Annotated in this window: 19 protein-coding genes; 5 read left to right on the top strand and 14 right to left on the bottom strand. The window is 68.3% G+C overall.

All coding sequences use genetic code 11. The features are described from left to right. Window positions 1-105: 105 nt before the first annotated feature. Both HWW87_RS21650 and HWW87_RS21655 read left to right on the top strand, forming a co-directional pair. Window positions 106-864: a hypothetical protein gene (locus tag HWW87_RS21650; protein ID WP_175822062.1), complete on the top strand. Its 759-nt coding sequence runs from the start codon at window positions 106-108 to the stop codon at window positions 862-864. 161 nt (window positions 865-1025) lie between these two features. Continuing rightward, window positions 1026-1913 (top strand): DMT family transporter, encoded by an 888-nt coding sequence (locus tag HWW87_RS21655; protein ID WP_175822063.1) that lies wholly within the window; start codon window positions 1026-1028, stop codon window positions 1911-1913. On the opposite strand, the gene HWW87_RS21660 is transcribed toward HWW87_RS21655, so the two are convergent. The 9 genes from HWW87_RS21660 to HWW87_RS21700 all read right to left on the bottom strand — a co-directional run bounded on the left by HWW87_RS21660 (window position 1902) and on the right by HWW87_RS21700 (window position 12883). Then, a complete protein-coding gene (locus tag HWW87_RS21660) occupies window positions 1902-2816 on the bottom strand; it encodes a LysR substrate-binding domain-containing protein (RefSeq protein ID WP_175822064.1) in 915 nt (304 codons plus the stop codon). The genes HWW87_RS21655 and HWW87_RS21660 overlap by 12 nt on opposite strands. Before the next feature lie 193 nt (window positions 2817-3009). Continuing rightward, window positions 3010-4206, bottom strand: a complete 1197-nt coding sequence (gene fdhA / locus HWW87_RS21665; protein WP_098551258.1) for a formaldehyde dehydrogenase, glutathione-independent — start codon at window positions 4204-4206, stop codon at window positions 3010-3012. A 252-nt stretch (window positions 4207-4458) separates the two neighbouring features. After that, window positions 4459-5649: an efflux RND transporter periplasmic adaptor subunit gene (locus HWW87_RS21670; RefSeq protein WP_175822065.1), complete on the bottom strand. Its 1191-nt coding sequence runs from the start codon at window positions 5647-5649 to the stop codon at window positions 4459-4461. Beyond that, window positions 5649-7490 carry an efflux transporter outer membrane subunit gene (locus tag HWW87_RS21675; protein WP_175822066.1) on the bottom strand — a complete coding sequence of 614 codons (1842 nt, stop codon included), beginning with the start codon at window positions 7488-7490 and terminating at the stop codon, window positions 5649-5651. The genes HWW87_RS21670 and HWW87_RS21675 overlap by 1 nt, the downstream gene beginning before the upstream one ends. 11 nt (window positions 7491-7501) lie before the next feature. After that, window positions 7502-8440 (bottom strand): glycosyltransferase family 2 protein, encoded by a 939-nt coding sequence (locus tag HWW87_RS21680; RefSeq protein WP_175822067.1) that lies wholly within the window; start codon window positions 8438-8440, stop codon window positions 7502-7504. Between the two features lie 10 nt (window positions 8441-8450). Then, window positions 8451-10046, bottom strand: coding sequence for a DHA2 family efflux MFS transporter permease subunit (locus tag HWW87_RS21685; RefSeq protein WP_175822068.1), 1596 nt, complete (start codon window positions 10044-10046; stop codon window positions 8451-8453). Further along, window positions 10043-11326 carry a nucleotide disphospho-sugar-binding domain-containing protein gene (locus HWW87_RS21690; protein ID WP_175822069.1) on the bottom strand — a complete coding sequence of 428 codons (1284 nt, stop codon included), beginning with the start codon at window positions 11324-11326 and terminating at the stop codon, window positions 10043-10045. Before HWW87_RS21690 ends, HWW87_RS21685 begins: the two co-directional genes overlap by 4 nt. A 17-nt stretch (window positions 11327-11343) precedes the next feature. Next, complete coding sequence (locus HWW87_RS21695; RefSeq protein WP_027781337.1) at window positions 11344-11913, bottom strand: isoprenylcysteine carboxylmethyltransferase family protein; 570 nt, start codon at window positions 11911-11913, stop codon at window positions 11344-11346. 67 nt (window positions 11914-11980) lie between these two features. Next, complete coding sequence (locus HWW87_RS21700) at window positions 11981-12883, bottom strand: alpha/beta hydrolase (RefSeq protein WP_175822070.1); 903 nt, start codon at window positions 12881-12883, stop codon at window positions 11981-11983. 719 nt (window positions 12884-13602) lie between these two features. Here HWW87_RS21700 and betI point away from each other — a divergent pair. Genes betI through betA form a run of 3 tightly spaced genes read left to right on the top strand, consistent with a single transcriptional unit; the run spans window position 13603 to window position 17406 of the window. Beyond that, on the top strand, window positions 13603-14187 hold the full coding sequence (betI, locus tag HWW87_RS21705) for a transcriptional regulator BetI (RefSeq protein WP_174430979.1): 585 nt from the start codon (window positions 13603-13605) through the stop codon (window positions 14185-14187). A gap of 32 nt (window positions 14188-14219) precedes the next feature. Then, window positions 14220-15689 (top strand): betaine-aldehyde dehydrogenase, encoded by a 1470-nt coding sequence (gene betB / locus HWW87_RS21710; RefSeq protein WP_175822071.1) that lies wholly within the window; start codon window positions 14220-14222, stop codon window positions 15687-15689. A gap of 16 nt (window positions 15690-15705) precedes the next feature. Beyond that, window positions 15706-17406: a choline dehydrogenase gene (betA, locus tag HWW87_RS21715; protein ID WP_175822072.1), complete on the top strand. Its 1701-nt coding sequence runs from the start codon at window positions 15706-15708 to the stop codon at window positions 17404-17406. 87 nt (window positions 17407-17493) lie between these two features. Here betA and HWW87_RS21720 read toward each other — a convergent pair whose 3' ends face one another. The 5 genes from HWW87_RS21720 to HWW87_RS21740 form a co-directional block, all read right to left on the bottom strand. After that, window positions 17494-18078, bottom strand: coding sequence for a dual specificity protein phosphatase family protein (locus HWW87_RS21720; protein ID WP_175822073.1), 585 nt, complete (start codon window positions 18076-18078; stop codon window positions 17494-17496). 6 nt (window positions 18079-18084) lie between these two features. Beyond that, window positions 18085-18579, bottom strand: coding sequence for a hypothetical protein (locus HWW87_RS21725; protein WP_175822074.1), 495 nt, complete (start codon window positions 18577-18579; stop codon window positions 18085-18087). After that, window positions 18576-19718 (bottom strand): glycosyltransferase, encoded by a 1143-nt coding sequence (locus HWW87_RS21730; RefSeq protein WP_175822075.1) that lies wholly within the window; start codon window positions 19716-19718, stop codon window positions 18576-18578. The genes HWW87_RS21725 and HWW87_RS21730 overlap by 4 nt, the downstream gene beginning before the upstream one ends. 360 nt (window positions 19719-20078) lie before the next feature. After that, window positions 20079-21188 carry a hypothetical protein gene (locus HWW87_RS21735; RefSeq protein WP_175822076.1) on the bottom strand — a complete coding sequence of 370 codons (1110 nt, stop codon included), beginning with the start codon at window positions 21186-21188 and terminating at the stop codon, window positions 20079-20081. A gap of 425 nt (window positions 21189-21613) precedes the next feature. Further along, window positions 21614-22117, bottom strand: coding sequence for an activator protein (locus HWW87_RS21740; RefSeq protein WP_175822077.1), 504 nt, complete (start codon window positions 22115-22117; stop codon window positions 21614-21616). Window position 22118: the final 1 nt, after the last annotated feature.

A 22118-nucleotide genomic window follows, 5' to 3' on the forward strand; every position in this document is an offset into this window, starting at 1 on the left:
GGACGAACGGGTTCCACGCGTCCGATGTTATGGAGAATGGCATGAACACCGCATGCGAACGACCGCCGATGTGTAGCCCGACGATAGCGTCCGTCGGTCGCTGACATGCGCGTCCTGCCCAACCGAAGTGTCCGCGCGCGCGATGCCTGGCGTGCCGTGCTGAATGCACGCGCCGAATCGCGGCACGCGACGTGCTGCCGCTGCCGCGAATGTGGTTTCGTGGCGTTCCGTGCACTCGAGCACTGCCCCGTCTGCGGTCAGTGGAACTGGCCGTTCGAGCCGATCGATCACCGACCGGCCGACGCGCACGCCGCGCATGCGCCGCGGTCCTTCCATACGTGGTCGTCGCGCGTCGCCCGCGTGCTGCGCAACGCGGCTTTCCAGCGCCCGCGCGCGTCGAGCGCGCCGATCCTGAGCATCCTCACGCTCGTGCTGATGGTCGGCGGCTACGTGACGGTCGACCAGACCTGCAAGGCCGATCCCGTTTGTCGCGGGTCCGGTGCGCCGGCCGCCGTCGCGACCGAAACCGGGCTGCCCGCGTCGAACGATCCGCTCCTGCCGGTCGTGCCCGCCCCTATCTACCCGTTTCATTCGCCTGATGAAACGCAAGTGGCGGCCAATCCGCCACAGAGCGCCCCGCTCGCCGTCAAACCCGCTCGCAGGATGGCGGTTGCACAAGCCGCGCCGTCGTTGCGCGCGCCTGACCGGAAGCGCGCCAGCACAGTCCGCGTGGCCGACTGGAAAGGCAGCCGCGATACCGCCCATCGCACGCGCCCGATCCGCCGCGTCAGCCTGCACACCGGGCACCCACGTCGCGCCGCAGCCAGCAACACTCAAATCGCGCAACTCTATCGCGGCCACTGAGCGCGCGATCCAGGCCCGCGCGCCCGTCGATTCAATTTTCTAAACCGCCCGTCACAAAACCTCGTTTGTGTCACTACGGACGCGTGACGTTCAATGGGTCATTCGCCCGCGCCGGCGCGTATCGCGCGCCGGCCGCCCGATCCACCGGACGGAGTCTGTCTATGAATGCACTGCAGCTCGTGACCCTGGCTGCCATCTGGGGCGCGTCCTTCCTGTTCATGCGCATGGGCGCGCCGGAATTCGGCGTCGTCCCGCTGATCGCGCTGCGCGTCGCGATCGCGGCCGTGCTGTTGTCGCCGGTGCTGCGCAACGCGCAGGCGCGGCGGGAATTCCGCTCGCACGTCGTGCCGCTGTTCGTCGTCGGCATCGCGAACTCGGCGCTGCCGTTTTGCCTGCTGACCTATGCAGCCCTGTTCGTGACGGCCGGCACCGATTCGATCCTGAATGCGACGACCCCGCTATGGACCGCGATCGTCGCGTACGTGTGGTTGCGCACGCCACTGACGAAGCCGCAGGCAGTCGGCCTCGCACTGGGCTTCGCCGGCGTCGTCGTGCTCGCCGGCTCGGCGCTCGGCGCCGGCACGCCCGGCGCGCCGCTCGCCATCGCCGCCGCAATGCTCGCGACGCTGTCGTACGGGTTCGCCGCGCACTACTCGAAGCGCAAGCTCGCGAACGTGCGGCCGTTCGTATCGGCGTTCGGCAGCCAGTTGTTCGCGGCCGTCGCACTCGTGCCGCTCGCGCTGCCGATGTGGCCGCACGGCCCCGTGCATGTGTCCGCTTGGATCGCGGTGGTGCTGCTCGGCGCGATCTGCACGGCGCTGGCCTACCTGCTGTATTTCGGATTGCTTCTCAATGCGGGTGCACAGTACGCGGCGTCGGTCACGTTCCTGATTCCGGTGTTCGGCGTGGTGTGGGGCGCGATCTTCCTGCACGAGACGATCGCCGTGCAGACGATCGCCGGGTGCGCGATCATCCTGCTCGGCACCGCGCTCGCGACCGGCAAGCTCAAGGGCTTCGCCACGGCCGCCGTGCGTGGGTCACGCCAGTAGATCGCGCGGGTCGCGATCGTCGCCGCCGATCTCCTGGGCCAGCCAGTCGCGAAACGCGGCGATCTTCCACTCGTGCTGGCGCGCTTCGCTGCACACGACGTAATAGGAGAACTCGGTCGGCCAGGGCCGCGCGAGCACGCGAACCAGCCGCCCGGCCGCGACTTCGTCGCGCGCATAGATGTCGCGCACCAGCGCGATGCCCTGCCCGGCGACCGCGGCCTTGATCAGCAACGCATCCTCGCTGAAGCTCGCGCCGCGCGGCGCACGCGCATCCTCGATGCCCTGCGCGCGCAGCCACAGCACCCAGTCGGCGCGGTCGGCGTCCTGCAGCAGCGGGTACGACAGGCAGTCGGCGGGCGCGCCGATCGGGCGCGCGGGATCGAGTAGTCGCGGGCTGCACACGGGCCACAGCTCCGGCGTCCAGATGCGGAACGATGCGTGCCCGGGATAGCGGCCCAGCCCGTGCCGGATCGCGACGTCGACGTAGTCGCGGCGCAGATCGACCAGTTGCGCGCGCGTCTCGACGGTGATTTCGATTTCGGGGTACGCGGCGTTGAACGAGCCGAGCCGCTGCACGAGCCACGTGTTCGCGAACGACGCGGTGGTCGTCACCGCGAGGCGGACGATGCGCCGGTTCGCGCCATGCACGTTCGCCCACGCGGCCTCGATCTCGTTGAAGCCGCCGGCGAGCTGGTCGAACAGCGCGCGGCCGGTGCCGGTCAGCTCGAGTTCGCGGCCGGTGCGCTCGAACAGGCGCACGGCGAGGCGATCCTCGAGATTGCGGACGTGCTGGCTGACGGCGCCCGGCGAAATGCAGAGCAGGTCGGCCGCCTGTTTCATGCTGCCGCAACGCGCCACTTCGACGAACGTGTGCAACGCGGCGAGGGGAAGTGACTTGGCCATCCGGGGATCGCCGCCGCGCGGCGGTGGAGGGTTCGGGAACGGGCGATGATTATCGCAGCAATTCCGCGCGGCCGGGATCGGGGTGCGCCGCGTTGCGCTGCACTCGCCGTCGCTCCCGCAACGAAAACGGGCGGCCCGTTTCCGGAACCGCCCGTGCTCACGTCACGCGTCGTGCGTGTCGAACGCTAGCGCATCACGCCGCCAGCAACCCGTGCGGGTCGATGACGAATTTGCGCGGCGCGCCGCCGTCGAACTTCTTGTAGCCTTCCGGCGCCTGGTCGAGCGAGATCACCTCGACGTTGACGATCTTCGCGATCGGCAGCCGGTCGAACAGGATCGCCTGCATCAGGTTGCGGTTGTACTTCAGCACCGGCGTCTGGCCCGTGAAGAACGAATGCGACTTCGCCCAGCCGAGGCCGAAGCGGATGCTCAGGCTGCCGTGCTGCGCGGCCTTGTCCTTCGCGCCCGGATCGTCCGTCACGTACAGGCCCGGGATGCCGATCGCGCCGGCCGGGCGCGTGATTTCCATCAGCGAGTTCAGCACCGTCGCGGGCGCTTCCTCCGAATGGCCCGACGAGCCGTGGCCGTGCGCCTCGAAGCCGACGCAGTCGACCGCGCAGTCGATCTCCGGCACGCCGAGGATCTGCTCGATCTGCTCGCCGAGCGACGCGTCCTTCGACAGGTCGACCGTCTCGAACCCCATCGCCCGCGCGTGCGCGAGGCGTTCCGCGTTCATGTCGCCGACGATCGTCACCGCCGCGCCGAGCAGGCGCGCCGATGCGGCCGCCGCCATCCCGACCGGGCCCGCGCCCGCGATATAGACCGTCGAGCCGGGCTTCACACCCGCGCTCACCGCGCCGTGATAACCGGTCGGCAGAATGTCGGACAGGCAGGTCAGGTCGCGGATCTTCGCCATCGCCTGGTCGCGATCGGGGAATTTCAGCAGGTTGAAATCGGCATACGGCACGAGCACGTACTCGGCCTGGCCACCGATCCAGCCGCCCATGTCGACGTAGCCGTACGCGCCGCCGGCACGCGATGGGTTCACGTTCAGGCACACGCCCGTATGCGTGTCCTTGCACATCGCGCAGCGGCCGCACGCGACGTTGAACGGCACCGACACGAGATCGCCGAGCTTCAGCGTCTCGACGTCACGGCCCACCTCGACCACTTCGCCGGTGATTTCGTGACCGAGCACGAGACCGACCGGCGCGGTCGTGCGACCGCGCACCATGTGCTGGTCGGAGCCGCAGATGTTCGTGCTGACCACTTTCAGGATCACGCCGTGGCCAATCGCGCGGCCAGTCGGATCGACCATCTTCGGATAATCGATCTTCTGGACTTCGACCTGGCCCGGCCCAAGATAGACGACACCTCGATTGCTGCTCATCGTATTGTCTCCATGTCTCGTTGGATGGCGCCGCGGCGCGCCGGCGCCATGCGGCGCACGCGCAACGTGCTGTTCGAGAGTAGTCCCGGAGGCAGGGGCGCCGATGTCTCAAACGCGACATGCGTTTGATCGGCGCCGACATCGATGGCGGAAATACGAAAGTCGGACGGGAAACGACGGGAAGCTCCGGGCGCGAGATGCACCGGGGGTCGGACCGGCCCTTGCGGCCGGCCCTGCCTTGACGGGCCGGCGCTACCCGCCCTGATTCTCGCGGATGATCGCGGCGGCGGCCGCTTCCGCATCGCTCGCGACGCCGTCGTGCACGCGCGTGCTGACGGCCAGCGTCGGCGGCTCGCTATCGAGCGCGTGGCCGTTGCGGTCGTGCGTGTCGACCGTCGCGCGCATCGACAGCCCGACGCGCAGCGGATGGGCGGCGAGATCGCGCGGATCGAGCGCGATCACCACCGGCACGCGCTGCACGACCTTGATCCAGTTGCCGGCCGCGTTCTGCGACGGCAGCATCGAGAACGCGCTGCCCGTGCCCGCCGAAAAGCCCTGCACGCGGCCGCGATAGGCGATGCGCGAGCCGTAGAGATCCGACACGACCTCGACCGGCTGCCCGACGCGCATGTGGCGAATCTGCCCTTCCTTGAAATTCGCCTCGACCCACAGCCGGTTGAGTTGCACGATCGACATCAGCGGCACGCCGGGCCCGACCTGCTGGCCGACCTGCACCGAGCGCTGCCCGATCGTGCCGTCGACGGGCGCGACGATCGTCGTGCGCTTCAGGTTCCGGTACGCGAGCTTGAACTGCGCGGCCGCCTGCACGACGGCCGGGCTTTCGTCGACGGGCAACTTGCTGCCGAGCGCGCGCGCCGCATCGAGCTGCGCCTGTGCGGCCGCGAGGTTCGCCTGCGCGCCGGCCACAGTCGCGCGCGCCCGCGCCAGTTCTTCCGGCGCGACGATCTCGACCGATGCGCCCGAACGCGCGGCGAGCGCGCGCTGCGCCAGCGACAGGTCGGCGCGCCGCGCATTCACGGCCTCGACGTACATTCCGTTCGAAATCTTCGCGTTCGCGACCTGGCGCACGGCCTGCGCGAGCTGCGCCTTCGCCTGCGCGAACGCGACGGACGCCTCGGTGTCGTCGAGCCGCACGAGCGTCTGCCCGGCGCGTACGGCCTGCGTATCGGCGACCACCACGTCGGTCACGGCGCCCGGGATCTGCGCGGCGACCTGCACGATGCTGCCCGCGACGTACGCGTCGTCGGTGTCTTCGTAGTAGCGGTCGCTCAGCAGCCAGTATGCGATCCACGCGATCGCGGCCAGCAGCACGATCGCGAAGAACACAGTGAAGCGCTTGCGGCGCGTCGCGCGGCGCGCGTCGAGGGCCGGGTCGTTCAGCGCGGCCGGCGGCGCGGCGGAATGAAGGTTGTCGTGGTGCATCAGTCGCTTTGCGTAACGATCAGACGATCGTGCTGGAAGACAGGGATCGCGGGCATCGGCGATGCGCCCCGCATCGGGCTCGCCGAGGCCGTGCGCGCGAGAACGGGCGTGCCGCGAGGCGTCGCGTCGGGGTGGGTCGCGCCGACCGTCGACGGGCGTGCCGTGTCGTCGCGTCGTGCGGATTCAGGCGCGGGCACGCTCCTCGTCGTGGCGGCGGCCGGCGACATTGCCGTGCTCCCCGCGGGCGCGTCGTTCGAAGGGCGCGCCACCGCCGCCCGGTTCGCGGCCACGGCAGCCGCTGCCCCGCGCGTGGCCGCCCCGCTGCGCGCCCGATGCACGGCCGGCGTCTGTGCCTGCGCGACCGTTGCGCCCGCATCGAACCCGCCGCCCAGCGCACCGATCAGCCCGACCCGCAGCGTCCGCTGCTTGCCGAGCAACGCGATCATCTGCGCGCGCTCGTCGATCAGCGTGAGATCCGCAACATCGACATCCTTCTGCATCAGCACGCCGCGCCGATGCCGATCCGCCGCGATCTGCACGATCTTCTGCGCGGCCGCGACCGCGTCCTGCTGCTGCGCGACGAGCGTCTGCGACGTCTGCAGCGACGTGACGAGTTGCGCGACCTGCCCGAGCGCGTCGTCGACGGTCTTGTTGTACAGCCCGATCGCGACGTCGGCCTGCGCGACGTCCGCGCCGAGCTTCGCCTTCAGCCGGCCGCGATCGAAGATCGGCAGCGAAATCGCCGGGCCGACGGAACCGGCAAGCGAATCGCGCGAGAACAGCGACGCGGGCGTCAGCGCGAACACGCCGCCGAGCGCGACGAGGTTTACGTCCGGGTAGAACTGCGCGCGTGTCGAGTCGGCATTCGCGAACGCGGCCTCGACCCGCAGCCGCGCGGCGACGATGTCGGGCCGACGGCCGAGCAGATCGGCCGGCAGCCGCGCGGGCACCGCGCCGCCCGCGAACGCGCCGACACGCGGCCGCTGCAGCGCGAGTCCGCGCTCCGGGCCGCGGCCCGACAGCACGCCGAGTTGCAGTTGCGCGAGCTTGATCTGCTCGTCGTTCAACGCGATCTGTTCGAGCAGGCGGCTGCGCTTGATCGACGCATCGCTCGCGTCGTACGCGTTGTCGAGGCCGCGCGCGGTGCGCTCGCGCAGCACGGCCGTCACGCGCTGGCTGATCTTCAGCTTCTGCTGCAACAGGTCGCGCACCGCGTACGCTTGGTCGAGCTGGCAATACACGGTGACGATCGCGACGGCGAGCGTGAGCCGCACCTGTTCGGCCTCGACGCCGGCCGCGTCGCGCAGCGACATCAGGCTCTTGGTCGCCGCACGGTTCTTGCCCCACAGGTCGAGCTGGTAGTTCAGCCCGACGAAGATCGACGACGGCGACACGTTCGGATCGCCGAAAATCTGCACCGGCACGCGATAGCCGCCGGCCGTGACATCGGCAATATCGCCAGGCTTCGGCATCCGCGCGCGGCTGACCGTCGCGCCGGCCGTGCCGGTCAGCCCAGTCAGCGAATCGAACTGCTGAAGCTGCGCCTGCACGATCCGCAGCCGCGCCTGCGCGACCTGCAGATCGGGGTTGTGCTGCGACGCCTCGGCGACCAGGTCGTCGAGCTGAGGATCCTGCAACTGCTTCACCCAGTCGGGCGCCGGCCATGCGCCGTTCGCGCCCGGGCCTGCGGTATGCGCGAGCGCATCGTCGGCCGGCGCGCGCAGCGACAGCGACGGCAGGAAACCCGACGGCACGCATCCGCCCAATGCGAGCAATGCCGCGGCCGCCGCGATCAGCGAGCCGCCCTTCACGCCACGCGGCGAACCCGCCGCTTGTTTCATCCGCCGCATCGTCACCCCTGCCGAACGCGCTGCGCCCGCGCGGCCAGACGCGGCCGCGTGCGCTCGAGCGGGCCGAGCCGGCCGAACAGGCCGTCCGCGACGCCGAGCAGGATGGCGGCCAGCTTCGCGCGCTTGTCGCGCTCGACGAGCGCGATCTGCACGATCTGCCACACGGTCAGCAGGTTCGGCACGAACGCCACCGGAAAGCGCAGCCCGTACTGCATCCCGAGCTGCACCGCATTGCGCGCGCTGTAGTAGCGCCGTTGCCACGAGTGATTCATCGACGTCATTTCGAAAGGGCCGATCGCATGCCGCTGTTTCGCGCCGATCCGGTGCGGCAGCACCAGCGACGGAACGACATAAAGCGGCACGTTGCGCGACAGCGCGCGGAAGCTGTATTCGGTATCGACGTGATCGATGAACAGCGTCTCGTCGAAACGGCCGAGCACGTCGAACGCATCGCGCGACACGACGCAGCCCGACGAGATCAGGAACGCGCAGCGCTGCATCGGCGTGCCCGGCTCGATGCGCAGGCGACGCAAGCTGATCCCGTTGGTCGCGAGTTCGGGCAGGAAGCTGCGCGCGTTCTCGTCGAAGATGCGCGGGCCCGCCAGGAACGCACGCCCCGCGAGCCCCGCGCAGACCTCGCGCATCGTCGGGAAATACGCGGCCGGCACCGACGAATCCTGGTCGAACAGCGCGACCGCGTCGACGCGGTCGCGAAACAGCGCCGCGAGCCCCGCGTTGTACGCGCCCGCGATACCGCCGCGATTGCCGTGATGCAGCAGCGCGATGCCTTCGCGCGCGCACAGCGCGCGGGCCCGCGCATCGGGCTGCGGCGTGTTGTCGACGACGAGCAGCGCGTCGCATGCGTGCCGCCATGCGCGCAGCGCGTCGAGCTGCGCGTCGCTCGGGTGATACAGGATCACGAGTGCGCCGAGTGTCGTCATGGTCTGCTCCTCAATGCCCGAACGACGCGGCCGCGCCGCGCTTCGGCCGCGTCAGCCACATCATCGCCGCGAGCGCGAGACACGTCATGCTCGCCATCCAGAACATGTCGTTGGTCGCCATCATGTAGGCCTGCTGCATCACGACCTGATGCAGCGTCGTCAACTCGCGCACGCCGTCCACGCCCATCGCGTTCAACGCATGCACGAAGCGTTGCGTGTTCGCCGACGCATGCGTGACCGATTGCGACACGACGTCGTAGTGATAGGTCGCGCGGTTGTCCCACAGCGTCACGCTCATCGCGGTGCCGAACGCGGCCGACAGCGTGCGCAGGAAATTCGACAGGCTCGACGCGGCGGCGAGCCGGTCGTCCGGAATGCGCGACAGCGTCGCGGCGGTCAGCGGAATGAAGAAGCACGGCAGCCCGATCCCCTGGATCAGCCCCGGCGCGGCGATCTGCGCGAACGTCATCCTCAGTGTGAAATGCGCGTCCCATGCGAGCACGGCCGCGAACACGACGAAGCCGAACGTCGCGAGCACGCGCGCGTCGAAGCGGTGCGCATGCAGCCCGACGAGGATCGAGAACACGAGCGCGAGCACGCCGAGCGACGCGGTCGCGAGCCCCGCATGAAACGCGTTGTAGCCCATCACGGCCTGCATCCACAGCGGAAACACGACGCCGACCACGGAGAAGCTCATCATCCCGAGCGAGATGATCAGCACGCAGAACGAGAACGTGCGGTCGCGGAACAGGCTCAGGTCGACCACGGGATGCGCGTCGCCCGCTTCCCAGATCAGCAGCGACACGATCGCGAGCGCCGCGACCACCGCAAGCGTGACGATCAGCGGCGAATCGAACCAGCCGCGGTCGTGGCCGAGATCGAGCATCGCCTGCAGCGAGCCGACGCCGATCACGAGCAGCACGATGCCCGGCACGTCGATCGGGCCGGCCGCGCCGCGCTGCGCGTCGGGGCGCAGCATCGCGGTGCATACCGCGAACGAGAACAGCCCGATCGGCAAGTTGATCAGGAAGATCCACGGCCACGAGAAGTTGTCGACGATCCAGCCGCCGACCACCGGCCCGAAGATCGGCGCGAGCAGCACCGTCATCGCCCACAGCGCGAGCGCAATCGTGCGTTTGTCGGGCGGAAAGGTGCGCAGCAGGATCGTCTGCGACAGCGGCACCATCGGCCCCGAACACAGCCCCTGCAGCGCACGGCAGATCACGAGCACGTGCAGGTCGCGCGCGAGCCCGCACAGCAGCGACGTCAGCGTAAACAGCAGCACCGCGCCGACGAACAGCCGTAGCTCGCCGACGCGCCGCGCGAGCCAGCCGGTGAGCGGCACCGCGATCGCGGCCGCGACGGAATACGAGCTGATCACCCACGTGCCCTGGCTGTTCGACACGCCGAGACTGCCGGAGATCGCCGGCACCGCGACGTTCGTCACGGTCGAGTCGAGCACTTCGATGAAGGTCGCGAGCGACAGCGCGAACGTCAGCAGCGCGAGCCGGATGCCGCGCACCGGCTGCGCGGCCGGCATGGGCGCCGGCACGTCGAACGCGGATGGCGCGACGGGCCCGTCGTGAAGCGGCGACGCGGTGCTCATGCGCCGGCCACCGCGACATCGGCCCGCGCGGCCGACCGCCCGCGCCTGGGCACGAACCGTTCGATGAAATCGGCGGCCGCGCCGCAGCCGTCCGGCGCGGCCGCGAGCAGCGCGCGCGTCCGCTCCGCATGCACCGCGAACGCGGGCTCGTCGAGCGCGCGTGCGAGCGCCGCGCCGAGCCGCGCACCGTCGAGCGGGCCGTCGACCCGCACGCCGCAGCCGTTCGCGACGACGCGTTGCGCGTTGTCGAACTGATCGTGCGCGAACGGCGTGACGACCTGCACGATGCCGGCTTCGCACGCGAGCGCCGCCGTGCCGATCCCGCCGTGATGCACGAGCGCGCGGCAACGCGGCAGCAGCGTGCGCATCGGCACGAAGCGGCGCACGAGCAGCCGGTCGCCGTCCGGCGCGATGTCATGCGGCGTCAACAGGATCCCGCGCGCGCCGGTCGCGCGCAGCGCGTCCGCCACCGTGCGCGCATACGCCGCGTGATCGACGAGCGTCGAACCGGCCGTGAACACGACCGGCGGCTCGCCGGCCGCGAGAAACGCATCGAGTGCCACATCATCGTCGGAGGTCGCAATATCGTTGAACAACGGAAAACCGCTTTGCAGATGGTTCGACGGCCAGTCCGGCTGCGGCGGCGCGAACCACTGGGGAAACAGGCACAGCACGCCGTCGGTGGAATGCAGCCAGCGGCCGAGCACACGCCGCGCGGGCGCGAGCCCGAGTTCGCGGCGCACCGCGTCGAACGCCGGGCCGCACACGCGGTCGAGCACCTGCCGCTCGATCAGCGTCATCAGCGCCGACTTCACCGGCAACGGCCAGCGCGCGGGAATCGTCAGGCGCGGGTGGGTCGGCGGCGCATGTGCGGACAGCAGCGTCGACGGCGACACCTGCACCGACACGTACGGCGTGCCGTGCAGTTCCTGCATGAAGCGCGCAGAGAATGCCCAAAGCGTGCCGACCAGCACCGTGTCGGCATCGGTCAGCGCGCGCAGCGCGTCGTAATGCGGGCGCAGCGTCGGCGCGATCACCTGCCACAGCGTGCGGAACGACGTGCGCGGATCCCACAGCGCGGGGTTCGCCATCGCTGCGTCGTAGTCGACCGCGGTGCCGACCGGCACGAACGCGAACCCGCAGCGGCGCACGGCCGCCTCGAACGGCGCATGCGTGCAGAACACGACCTCGTGACCGCGCGCCGCGAGCGTGCGCGCGATGCCGAGCAGCGGATGCACGTCGCCCGCCGAACCGATCGCGGTCACGATCATCTTCGCCATCGCGCGCCTCGCGGGGGTCAGTAGAAGCCGGGGATCAGCGCCGCCACTTCGCGGCGATACTGCGCATAGGCCGGCCCGAAATACCCGGTCAGCCAGTTCTCCTCCACGCGCACCTTGTACGCGAGCGACGCGAACACGAGCAGCACGCCGATCGCGCCGCGCCATTCGCCGCCGATCAGCGCGGCGCCGACCAGCGCGATCAGGCAGCCGGTGTAGATCGGATGACGCACGAGCGCATACGGCCCCGTGCGCACGAGTTCGTGGTCTTCCTTCAGCGTGACCGATACGCTCCAGTTCGTGCCGAGGTGCAGCCGCGCCCACACCGAGAACAGCAGGCCGGCCACCAGCACCGCGAGCCCGCACTGCGCCTGCAGCCCGAAGCGCTGCCAGTCGGGCGCGAGCGCCTGCCACGACGGATCGGGCAGGATGATCAGCGCGCCGCCGACGATCAGCGGAATCGACTGCAGCGTGCGCGAGCGCGACGCCTCCTTGCGCACGGTCGTCTTGACGCCCTGCGACGTGGCGATCCAGTAAGCGAGCCACGCGGCCCACGGAACGACGATGGCGATGGTCTGAACGATATTCACGGCTGGCCTGCCTCGTTGGGATGGGAATTCGGATGCGCGGGACGCGCCCGCTGCACGACGGATGACGTCACGACGACAGCGCATGCATCGGCGCGGGCACGCATGCATGCCCGGCCGCGCGTGCGACGCCCGCCGCGACGGGCGCTTCGCCGCAGAAGAAATCGAGCAACGCGGCACGGGTGTATTCGCGCTGCGCACGGCCTTCGATGTCGAGGAAATGGCCGGCGTCCGGCACCGTCGCGAACCGCGCGCGCGCCACGTGCGCGCCGAGCTGGCGCACGTCGGCCGGCGTCGTGTATTCGTCGCGCTCGCCGTTCAGGAACAGCAGCTCGCAGCCGATGTTCGAGAACTCGCTGAAGTAGCGCTCGGGCTGCAACGACAGGATCTGGTCGACGTGGAACGCGACCTGGTCCTGTTCGTCGCGCGGCAGGCGCGTGAGATACCGGTAGTTGTACAGCTTCATGATGCGCGGCAGATAGCGGCCGACGGTGTCGTTCAGCAACTGCGCGGCCTTCAGGTTCTCGCCGGCCGCGATGTGGTCGCGGGCGCGCGTCACGTAGTCGACCATCGCATCGTTCAGGAACGGCGAGAACGAACAGATCGCCGCACGCCGCACGCTCGGGCAGCCGCGCGCGAGCGCGAACAGCGACGCGACGCCGCCCCACGACACCGACACGAGGAACGCCGGCGCGAAGCGCTCGACCAGGTACTGGAGGATCGCGGCTTCGTCGTCCTTGGTCAGGATGAAGCAGCCGGGGTTGTGCTGGCGCGACTGCCCCGCATACGGCAGGTCGAAGCAGATCGTGTTCATCCGCTCGCCGAGATACTGGACGGTCTGGCCGAACGACGCGGTCGTCGCGAGCGCGCCGTTGACGAGCATCGCCGTGTCGAAGGCCGGGTCGAACACGTTCCGTTCGACGTAGACCTTCAGACCATTCGGCAGCGGGACCACGTGTTTTTCGGTCGGCATCGTCGTTCTCCGGTGGATGCGGCGTCTCGACGTCGCGGCATGCTGCAGGTGCGCAATGGCTGGCGCCGCCCCCGTGCGCGGTCGATCGACGCGCCGATTGCCGACGCACCGCGGCAATTGCCGGCGGCGCCATTCATTCCTTGTGGTGCGGCGCCATACTAATACGGTCGATATTACTTACTCAAGTCATTCCAAAAATCCCTCTACTCGGACCGGAAATACGCCAAATTCAAATTTATTTATCGATTTCTATGGTATGCGGAATCGTCAAAAGGGTGAACGCAATCGTTTGCGAACAGTCCTCATCAGCGCTCACAAATTTCATATTCTCTATTTTTTTCAATGAGTTGCATTATTTAAATCGCCTGATTGAAACGGTTTTTAGAAAACCGCACATCTTCACAATCCGATTTAACAATTTCACAATGTGAATAATATTGCAGATTTCGACATTCTTTCGATTTGTAATAGAAACGAGTGCAGAAACGGTTCTCTGCATTGCGTCATTTTTCATGAGCCGTTTTAAACAGATTCAAACTTAATTAACCTTCTTTCAATGCGTTTTTCCGCACCTGCACATGGGCTCCGGGCGTGACGAATCCTCCCGTTTGGAACGCGACACGCCGTTCGGCCCCGATTTTTTGTTGATTGAACGATCAATAAAAAACCGCTAAGCTCTCGACTTCCATGGACGGCCCGTCCGGGCGAAGGGAGTCGCGATGCCGAAAGTCGGAATGCGGGAGATACGCCGCGCACAGTTGATCGATGCCACGCTGCGCTCGATCGACGAAGCGGGCCTGCCCGGCACGACGCTCGCATCGGTCGCGCAACGCGCGAACATCTCGACGGGCATCGTCAGCCATTACTTCGGCGACAAGGACGGCCTGCTCGAAGCGACGATGCGGCACGTGCTGCGCGACCTGTGGTCGGCCACCACGCGCCGCCGCGTCGCCGCACGCAAGGATCCGCGTTCGCGGCTGCGCGCGGTCGTCGCCGCGAACTTCGACGACACGCAAGTCAGCGCACCCGTGATGAAGACGTGGCTCGCGTTCTGGTCGCAGAGCATGCACGACCCGATGCTCAAGCGCCTGCAGCACGTCAACACGCGGCGCCTCCATTCGAACCTGTGCGCCGAATTCGCGAAGGCCTTGCCGCTCGCGAAGGCGCGCGAAGCCGCCAGCGGCCTCGCCGCGCTGATCGACGGCCTGTGGCTGCGCGGCGCACTCGCCGGCGGCCCGATCGACACCCGAGCCGCTTTGAAGCTCGCCCACGATTACATCGACCTGCTGCTCGCGTCCGCCTGACGCGCGACGCAGTCGCCCTCAAGGAGATCCTCATGTCCGTATTCGGTTTGCAGCGCCTCTACATCGGCGGCGGTTACGTCGACGCCACGAGCGGCAAGACTTTCGACACCTTCGATCCGGCCACCGGCGAACTGCTCGCGCAAGTGCAGCAGGCGAGCGCGGCCGACGTCGATCGCGCGGTTGCATCGGCGCAGGCAGGCCAGCGCGAATGGGCGGCGATGACCGCGATGCAGCGCTCGCGCATCCTGCGCCGCGCGGTCGACCTGCTGCGCGAGCGCAACGACGAACTCGCGGCGATCGAGACGCGCGACACCGGCAAGCCGATCGGCGAGACGCTCGCGGTCGACATCGTCACCGGCGCGGATGTGATCGAGTACTACGCGGGCCTCGCGACCGCGATCGAAGGGCTCCAGGTGCCGCTGCGCGCCGATTCGTTCGTCTATACGCGCCGCGAGCCGCTCGGCGTGTGCGCGGGCATCGGCGCGTGGAACTACCCGATCCAGATCGCGTGCTGGAAGACCGCGCCCGCGCTCGCGGCCGGCAACGCGATGGTGTTCAAGCCGAGCGAAGTCACGCCGCTGACCGCGCTGAAACTCGCGGAAATCTATACGGAAGCCGGCGTGCCGGCCGGCGTGTTCAACGTCGTGCAGGGCGACGGCTCGGTCGGCGCGCTGCTCACCGGCCACCCGGACATCGCGAAGGTGTCGTTCACCGGCGGCGTCGAGACCGGCAAGAAGGTGATGTCGCTGGCCGGCGCATCGTCGCTGAAGGAAGTGACGATGGAGCTCGGCGGCAAGTCGCCGCTGATCGTGTTCGACGATGCGGACCTCGACCGCGCGGCCGACATCGCGGTAACCGCCAACTTCTTCAGCTCGGGCCAGGTCTGCACGAACGGCACGCGCGTGTTCGTGCACCGCTCGATCAAGGACGGATTCACACAGAAGGTGCTCGAACGCGTGAAGCGCATTCGCGTCGGCAAGCCGACCGATGCCGACACCAACTTCGGCCCGCTCGTGTCGGCCGCGCAGCTCGACAAGGTGCTCGGCTTCATCGACAGCGGCAAGGCCGAAGGCGCGAAGCTGCTCGCGGGCGGCACGCGCCTGACCGACGGCCACTTCGGCAGCGGCCAGTACGTCGCGCCGACCGTGTTCGGCGACTGCCGCGACGACATGAAGATCGTGCGCGAGGAAATCTTCGGCCCGGTGATGAGCATCCTCGATTTCGAATCGGAGGACGAAGTGATCGCCCGCGCGAACGACACACATTACGGGCTCGCGGCCGGCGTCGTGACCGAGAACCTGTCGCGCGCGCACCGCACGATCCATCGCCTCGAAGCCGGCATCTGCTGGATCAACACGTGGGGCGAATCGCCGGCCGAAATGCCGGTTGGCGGATACAAGCAATCCGGTGTCGGGCGCGAGAACGGCATCACGACGCTCGAGCACTACACTCGAATCAAGTCGGTGCAGGTCGAGCTCGGCCGCTACAACCCGGTGTTCTAAGACAAGGAGAGCCGTCATGACGACACGCGAATACGACTACATCATCTGCGGCGCAGGGTCCGCGGGCAACGTGCTCGCAACGCGCCTGACGGAAGATCCGGACGTCACGGTGCTGCTGCTCGAAGCGGGCGGCCCCGACTACCGCTTCGACTTCCGCACGCAGATGCCGGCCGCCCTCGCCTATCCGCTGCAGGGCCGCCGCTACAACTGGGCGTACGAGACCGACCCCGAGCCGCACATGGACAACCGCCGGATGGAATGCGGGCGCGGCAAGGGGCTCGGCGGCTCGTCGCTGATCAACGGGATGTGCTACATCCGCGGCAACGCGCTCGACTACGACAACTGGTCGACGCACAAGGGCCTCGAAAACTGGACGTATCTCGACTGCCTGCCGTACTTCAAGAAAGCCGAGACGCGCGACGTCGGCCCGAACGACTATCACGGCGGCAGCGGCCCCGTGTCGGTCACGACCAGCAAGCCGGGCGTGAACCCGCTGTTCGAGGCGATGGTCGATGCGGGCGTGCAGGCCGGCTATCCGCGCACCGACGACCTGAACGGTTATCAGCAGGAAGGCTTCGGCCCGATGGATCGCACCGTCACGCCGAAGGGCCGGCGCGCGAGCACCGCGCGCGGCTACCTCGACCAGGCGAAGGTGCGGCCGAACCTCGAGATCGTCACGCACGCGCTCGCCGATCGCATCCTGTTCGACGGCAAGCGCGCGTCGGGCGTCACGTACCTGCGCGGCAGCGAGCGCGCGACCGCGCAGGCGCGCCGCGAAGTGCTCGTGTGCAGCGGCGCGATCGCGTCGCCGCAACTGCTGCAGCGCTCGGGCGTCGGCCCCGGCGCATGGCTGAAGGCACTCGACATTCCCGTCGTGCTCGACCTGCCCGGTGTCGGCCAGAACCTGCAGGACCACCTGGAGATGTACATCCAGTACGAGTGCAAGGAGCCGGTGTCGCTGTACCCGGCGCTCAAGTGGTGGAACCAGCCGAAGATCGGCCTCGAATGGATGCTGAACGGCACGGGCCTCGGCGCGAGCAACCACTTCGAGGCGGGCGGCTTCATCCGCACGCGCGACGACGACCTGTGGCCGAACATCCAGTATCACTTCCTGCCGGTGGCGATCAACTACAACGGCTCGAACGCGATCGAGATGCACGGCTTCCAGGCGCACGTCGGCTCGATGCGCTCGCCGAGCCGCGGCCGCGTGAAGCTGCGCTCGCGCGACCCGAACGACCATCCGAGCATCCTGTTCAACTACATGGCCGAAGCGCTCGACTGGCGCGAGTTCCGCGATGCGATCCGCGCGACGCGCGAGATCATGCGGCAGCCCGCGCTCGACCGCTATCGCGGCCGCGAGCTGAACCCGGGCGCCGACTGCAAGTCGGACAAGGAACTCGACGCATTCGTGCGCGCCCGCGCGGAAACCGCGTTCCATCCGTCATGCTCGTGCAAGATGGGTTACGACGACATGGCGGTGGTCGATGAAGAAGGCCGCGTGCACGGGCTCGACGGGCTGCGCGTCGTCGATGCGTCGATCATGCCGATCATCACGACCGGCAACCTGAACGCGCCGACGATCATGATCGCCGAGAAGATCGCCGACAAGATCCGCGGCCGCACGCCGCTCGCGCGTGTCGACGTGCCGTACTTCGTCGCGAACGGCGCGCTGGCGCGCAATGTCGCGAAGGCCGTGCGGCAACCCGAGACGGTCTGACGCAGACGGGCGCCCGGCCCGACCTCCGATGGTGTCCTGACGAAACGCCGCCGACAGTGATTGTCGGCGGCGTTTTACTTTCCTGCGTCAGCCGCTGTTCACTTCCTGCCGCAAACGCTCGACGTCGACCTGCTTCAGGTAATTCGTGATGTTCCGCCAGACCGGATGAAATCCGTAGCCGCCGTGCTGCAGTTCATCGAGCGCCTGCTCGCGCGTCCAGCCCTGGTACACCATCCGGTACAGCGCGGACACGAGGCCCGTGCGATCGGCGCCGTGCTGGCAATGGATCAGCACCGGGCCGTCCTGGTCGGCCGTGCGCAACGCCTTCAGCGCGGTGACCATGTCTTCGTCGCGGATGTCCCACGTGTTGATCCGGATACGCTGCATCCGGATCTGCGTGCCGGCCAGGATGGCGTCGTCCGCGTGAAACGACCGGAAGCTGATGACCTTGCGGATACCGAGCTTCTGCAGTTCCGGCACGTCGGCGCGCGACAGCTGCGCGCTGCGGTACAGCGTCGGCGTGATGCGATGCAGGTTGTTCACGTGCGCATCGACGACGCTCTGCGCCCACTTGATCGGCCGGGCCGACACCTCGGAGGCCGGGTCCGCATGGGCCGGCTGCACGAGCGCGGCAAGCACGACGGCGAGCGAGGCAATGAAGGCGATTTTCATGTTGGTTCAATAGAATGCGCGCTTGCGCTCGCGGGACAGGACGAACAGCGCGATCGCGGCGGCGCTCATGGTCCAGTAGTCGGTCGGCGCCACGCCCAGCCAGTGGATATGCCACGGCACGTTGGCCGGGTTGAAGCGGGCAAGGCCATACGCCGGATTCAGCACGAACCACAGGAAGTCCTCGGTCAGCCAGAACACCATGATGCACGCGATGATCCGCGCCTCGATGCGCCACGACCAGCGCGCATTGAAGATAGGCGGCAGGTGGAAGAACAGCGCGACGAACGGAAACACCCACGCGTGGTAGCCGGTCATCGGCCGCCCGCCCCAGAAGAGGTCGAGCAGCCAGTGATGCTCGACGCGCCAGGTCGGCAGGTTCGCGGCCCAGCCCGCGCTGCCCTCGATCTGGATCTCGACGTTCGCGAAGAAATACGCGAGCAGCATGACCCATGCGACGACGAACAGCGTATGGCGCGTCGGCACGAAACGCGCGCCGCTCATGCGGCCGGCTCCAGGCCCAGCACGCGGTCGAGCACGAAGCGGCCGGCGAGCGGCCGCCCGAGCGGCGCCAGGCGGCGGCGCATGTCGGCCAGGCGTTCCGGCGTCCGCAGCAACGCGCGGATCCGGTAGACGAGCGCATCGTCGTCGATGGCCTTCAGCGCGACGCCCTGCTCGAGCAGGAAATCCGCGTTGCGTTCCTCCTGGCCCGGAATCGGCGAGTTGACGATCATCGGCAACTGCATCGCGAGGCATTCGGAGGTCGTCAGGCCGCCCGGCTTCGTGATGACGAGGTCGGCGCAGGCCATCAGGCGTTCGACCTGCTGCGTGAAGCCCTGAGGAAAGAGCCGGCCCGGGTGCTGCGCGGCGAGCGCCTGCAGCGACGCGAGCATCGCCTGGTTCTTGCCGGCCAGCGCGATCAGCTGGAAATCGTCGTCCATCCCGAGCAGGCGCGCGGCCAGCACGTCGAGCCCGCCGAGGCCCGCGCCGCCGGACATCATCAGGAAGGTTCGGCGCGCGGGATCGAGGCCGAACTCGGCCGCGCAGGCCGCGCGATCGAGCGGCTGGCCGAACGCCGGCATGATCGGAATGCCGCTCACGTGCACCGTGTCCGGTGCCATGCCGCGCGCATGCATGCGCCATGCGATCTCGTCGTTGGCCGCGAAGTAGCCGCGCATGTGCGGCACGACCCACATGCTGTGCAGGTCGAAATCGGTGACCTGCACCCACACCGGCGTGTCGACGCGTCCCTTGCGGATCTCGCGCGACAGCAGTTCGGCCGGCAGGAAGTGCGTACAGATGATCGCGTCGGGGCGCTGCCGCTCGATCTCGGCGAGCAGTTGCCGGCAATTGAGCCGCTCGATCGCGCGCCGGATCTTCTGCGACGCGGCGGCAGGATCGACCTCGTCGGTCTTCTGGTACAGGTAGCCCCACAGCGCCGGCTGGCTGCTGACGAGCTTGATGTAGAGATCGGTGTAGAGCTTGCGGAAGCCGGTGGACACGAAGTCCATCACGTCCAGGTGCGTAGCGTCGATGCCGGCCGGATGGTGGTCGGCGAACGCACGAATCGCTTCGGCCGCGCGGGTATGCCCGGCGCCGGCGCTGACGCTCAGGAGCAGGATTTTCTTGTTTTGCTTTGACATCTGACTGACCGTTTCGATGAGGGTGGCCCGGATGCGGATCGGCAGCGGCGCGATCGCGCAGCGGCAGCTTGCGTCCGGCTTTCTACAAGCCTGCCGGATCTTCAGCGATGCGGGCGGCCGGCTGGCCCGGTTCGGCCGATCGCCCGCATCGTCTGCGGCATCATACTGCGTCCGGTCGATGGGGCGCGGAAGCGAGGTGTCGCGCGGTCGGTCCGCGCATGAAGGGTATGCAGTCGCGCGTGGATGCCGACGGCACGACACCCCGCTCGCGCGTGCGAACGGGGCACGGTATTACTTCAGTGTGAGCGCGGTACTCGAGCGCCGCGTTTCCCGTCGTCTCGATTCGCCAACGGCTTTGCGTCAGCCGGCCTTGCCCTTGCGCTCGTCCTCGCCGAACGGGGATATCGCCACGGCGCGCGTGCGCATCCGCTTGGCGCGGACGATCGGGTTCCGGCGCGACGTCAGGCTCATCGCGTCGCGCAAGCGGTCGAACGCGGCATCCTCCGTCGGCCCGAAGCGGCTGACAACCGGCCACGCGAGCACGTCGTCGAGCCAGGTCTGCCAGGTGTCGCCATGAAAGCGCCGGCCGATTTCCCGGACCGTATCCGGCGCGGCGATCGCGATGCCCGCCAGCAGGTAGTAAGCCCAGAAGCTGCCCGCGCCGACGAGCCGGTCGAGTCGGCACACGGCGAGCGCGGCAAGCAGCCCGTCCGTCGACGCGAGATCGGCGCGATGCGTGCGGATCGCGCGCGCGACGAGGTTGTGCTGGCCGCCGTACGCGTGAACGGAAACGCCGTTGCCGGCCGCAAGCTCGGCGGAGAAGATCGCGAGCGCGGTCATCTCGTCGATACGCGCCGCGTCGTCGCGCGGGCCGCTGATGCGCAGCACGATCGCGTCGATCACGGCGCCGGGAAGGGTCGGTGTTGCCACGTCCGTTGCCGCGACAGCGGTCAGCCTTTCTCTCAGGTTCTTCGCAGGCCGCGTCTCGCGCTGCCCGTCATGTTCGTTCGTGACGTGTTCGACTGCATCTTCACCGCTGCCTTCGACGCCGCCGGCAATCCGTTCGAGCGCGGCCCAGCCGACCTCGGGATCATCGAATGCGCACGCATCGATCACGCCGTGCGCGGTGTCGAATACGGCACGCGAGCCGGGGCAGCAGCGTTCGGCTTCGGCAAGCTGCGGCACGGAAGGCACGTGCGAGCATGCGGCGAGCGGGTCGGCCGGGTCGCATGCGCAGCCGCGGCCGTCCGTGGCGATCCACGGGACGAGCCGGTGGAGGACCGCGCTTGCGTCGCGGGACAGGCTCGCTCCTGCCCCCGCACGTAGCGCATGCGACGCGACGCCGGTCGTGTCGCCGGTGTCGCCCGTTGCGTCGAGATGGTCGATCACGTACTGCAACCACGCGGCCGTGCGCAGCCGGTCGGGCGTCGCGCCGCGGGCATCACCATACTTGGCTGGATCGGTCAGCATGGGTCGTCCGGGATGGTTCTGGCCAATTGGCTTCGAATTGGCCTGGTTTGGTTTCAATCGCATCGGGCGGCGCGGTACGCCACGCCTGCCCTGCCAGTCCGCGCGTGTCGGATCGCGACACGGGCGGCCAACCGGCCGTCGCGCGGGTAAGCGCGAAGGCACGAGTACGTTCAGAAAGCGGAAGCTCACATGTGTCCAGCACGGCCCTCATGCGCGCGTGCGCCCGGCATCAGTCCGCTACGGTTGCCGGACCTGGCGCTTCGGCGAAGTCACGAGCATGCCGGCGGAAACACGACCTGCCGCCCAGATGAATCCGGCCGCCGCGCCGATACACGCGACGGCACGAACCCATCAAAGCCACGGAACCCGCCGCGCATACCGCACGGCCCTCGCGCGCGGCGGGTTCCGCTTCGATCGCGCGACGCTTACTGCACGTGGAACTTCGGCGACGTCAGGACCGTACCGTTCACCGTGCAATCCGGCGTCAGCACGGAGTTGTTGAACGCCAGCGACGAGTTCGCCTCGCTCCACGCGGTCACGACCTTGCTCGGCCCGCACGTGCCAAGCAGCGTGACGTTCACCTTCACGTTATTGATCGACAGCTGCGTCGTGCTGTCGGCCTGCCCCGTCCACGGCGACGTGCTGCTCGCGCTGCCGCTGATCAGGCCGCACGTCGCGCCCCCCGAGAACGTCGTCGACGTGATGTTGACGATGCCGGTCGACGTGATCGTGCCGTTGAAGGTCGCGTTGCAGCTTGCGCTGATCGATCCCTTGCTGAGATTCGTGAGCCCCGTCGCCGAGAACGGCTCGCCGTTCGGATTCATCGGCTGGCCGTCGGCACGCGAAACGGTGACGGCAAAAGCAGGCGCGGCCGAAACCGCGGTGAAAGCCACTGCAGCAACAAGCGATACGATTTTGCGAATGCTCATT

Origin of the sequence: Burkholderia sp. BCC0419 (assembly GCF_902830285.1) — a bacterium.
In the GTDB taxonomy this organism is placed as follows: domain Bacteria; phylum Pseudomonadota; class Gammaproteobacteria; order Burkholderiales; family Burkholderiaceae; genus Burkholderia.